Genomic DNA, 2,219 nt, shown 5'->3' on the forward strand with positions numbered 1-2,219 from the left:
CCGGCGTTCCCGCGCCCGGGGCTGGACGCGGGGTTCTTCCGGCTCAACGACGCGCTGGCGGCCTCGCTGCTGGCGGCCGTCAGCGCCGGCGAGCCAGCAGGTGCCAGTAGCGCGCCGTCCGGCGGAACTCGTCGCGCCGGCTGAGCTCCACCTCCAGCTCCTCCAGGTCGGCCACGGAGCGCTCGTCGGCCCGCTCGGCGTCCTCCAGCAGCGCGGTGACCGTCAGCACGCCGTGGCGGGCGACGACCTCGCAACCGGCCGCGGCGAGCGCGGCCTCGACGGTGCCCGGCTCCAGGCGCAGCACGGAGCGCCCGGTGCCCGGGTCCGCGCCGCGCTCGGCGTCCAGCAGCACCCACGCCTGCGCCGGTCCCTCGCGCAGCGCGGCGGTCAGCACGTCGGCGGCCGGGTTGGGCGCCAGCAGCGACAGCAGCCCGCCGGGGCGCAGCGAGGACGCCAGGGTCGCCACGTCCGCGGCCACCTGCCCGGTGCCGGCGCGGTGCTGCAGCACGTCGTGGCACAGCACGACGTCGAAGGAGCCCGACCCGCCGGCGCGGTGGCGGGTCAGCGCGGCCAGCGCGGCGAGGTCCTCCAGGTCGGCGGCCACGGTGTGCAGGCGCTCCTCGACCCCGGCGGCGGCCGCGGCGGCGCGGGCCGCGCCCAGCACGTCGGGCGAGGTGTCCAGCACGGTGACGGCGTGCCCGGCCAGCGCCAGCTGCAGGGCGTCGCGCCCGTCGCCGCCGCCGGCGTCGAGCACGCGCAGCGGCGCCGGGCCCAGCTGCGCCAGCGCCCCGCGCAGCAGGGCCGCCACGACGCGGTAGCGCAGGCGGCCCCACGGGGACTCCTGCCAGGTGGACCAGGCCGCGGCCTCGCGCCGCTCGGCCTCGGACGGCTGCCCGCCGGCGGCGGGCGCGGTGGTGCTCACGGTGGTGCCTCCCCATCGGTCCTGGCGTGAGCACCCTCCACGAGGGGGTTGCTGCGGCGTCGTCGAGCCAGGTCTCTCGGCCGCTCTGGATGGTCCGGGCAGCGTACGCCAGGCACCGCCCCGGCCGGCGCGGTGCGCGCTCGCCTCAGCCGGCGGGCTCGGGCGCGCGCAGCAGCGCGTCGGCCAGCGCCGACCACGGCAGCAGCGCGCACTTCACCCGCGCCGGGTAGCGCGCCGCGCCGGCCAGCGCCACGCCGTCGCCGAGGACCTCCTCGTCGCCGGGGTCCTCCCCGCGGCTGGTGAGCATCCGGTGCACCGCCCGCCGGGTTCCCTCGACGTGCGCGACGGGCCGGCCCACCGCCAGGTCGTGCAGCACCGAGGCGGAGGCGCGGCTGATCGAGCAGCCCTCCACCTCGTAGGAGACGTCGCGCACCACCGCCCCGCCCGGGCCGGGGGCGAGGTCCACGCGCAGGGTCACCTCGTCCCCGCACACGGGGTTCACGTGGTGCACCTGCGCGGTGAACGGGGCGCGCAGGCCCGCCCCGTGCGGGGACCTGGCGTGCTCCAGGACCAGCTGCTGGTGCAGGTCCACCGGGGCCGCCCCCTCAGGCCCGCGGGGCGCGCTCGCCGGCCTCCACGGCCACCTCCAGCCGGTTGCCGGCCGGCGGCAGCGGGCAGGTGGCGTGGTCGGTGAAGGCGCACGGCAGGTTCTGGGCCCGGTTGAGGTCGAGGACCAGGGCGCCGTCGGCGCCGGGCGCGGGCACCGTCAGCGAGCGGGCCGTGCCCGAGGTGCTCACGCCGCTGGTGCGGTCGGTGAACAGCAGCTGCAGGCCCTGCCCGGAGCGCAGCGCCAGCAGGGAGCGCTCGACGCCGTCGGGCGTGGTGAACGACACCCGCCCGGCCGCGGTGCGCGCCTGCGTCAGGCCCTCGACGACGGAGCCGACGACCACGTCGTCCTCCTGCGCCTGCAGGCGGGCGGGCAGGACCCAGCGCTCGTCGAAGTCGAACACCGGCACCCCGGAGAAGCCCGCCAGCACGGGCGAGCGCGGGTCGCGCACCCGCAGGCCCGCGTTCCCGCTGCGGCGCAGCACCTCCACGTGCCGCTCCCCCGCCTCGACGGTGACGCCCGCGCCGTCGTCGGCCGGGTGCAGCACGTGCTCGCCGGTCAGCGGGGTGCCGTCCAGGACGAGGCCGTCGGCTTCGACGGCGCGCACGTGCACGCCGTCGGCGGCGTCCCACCAGCGGCCGGGCAGGTCCCCGGCGCCGGCGGGGGCCGAGCCGAGCCAGTGCAGCGCGG

Annotated in this window: 3 protein-coding genes and 1 riboswitch; all 3 genes read right to left on the reverse strand. The window is 79.2% G+C overall.

The genetic code is table 11. The features are described 5' to 3' along the window. Window positions 1-79 precede the first annotated feature (79 nt). Window positions 80-922: a methyltransferase domain-containing protein gene (locus tag GTR00_RS19300; protein ID WP_166613178.1), complete on the reverse strand. Its 843-nt coding sequence runs from the start codon at window positions 920-922 to the stop codon at window positions 80-82. A gap of 9 nt (window positions 923-931) precedes the next feature. Continuing rightward, a riboswitch (SAM riboswitch) is annotated at window positions 932-1,018 on the reverse strand. Window positions 1,019-1,067: 49 nt separating this feature from the next. Further along, a complete protein-coding gene (gene sufU, locus GTR00_RS19305) occupies window positions 1,068-1,514 on the reverse strand; it encodes a Fe-S cluster assembly sulfur transfer protein SufU (RefSeq protein WP_166613179.1) in 447 nt (148 codons plus the stop codon). 13 nt (window positions 1,515-1,527) lie between these two features. Then, window positions 1,528-2,219: DUF1684 domain-containing protein (locus GTR00_RS19310; protein WP_166613180.1), on the reverse strand; the 692-nt coding region annotated here is incomplete at its 5' end.

The organism is Kineococcus indalonis (genome assembly GCF_009906395.1).
GTDB lineage: Bacteria > Actinomycetota > Actinomycetes > Actinomycetales > Kineococcaceae > Kineococcus > Kineococcus indalonis.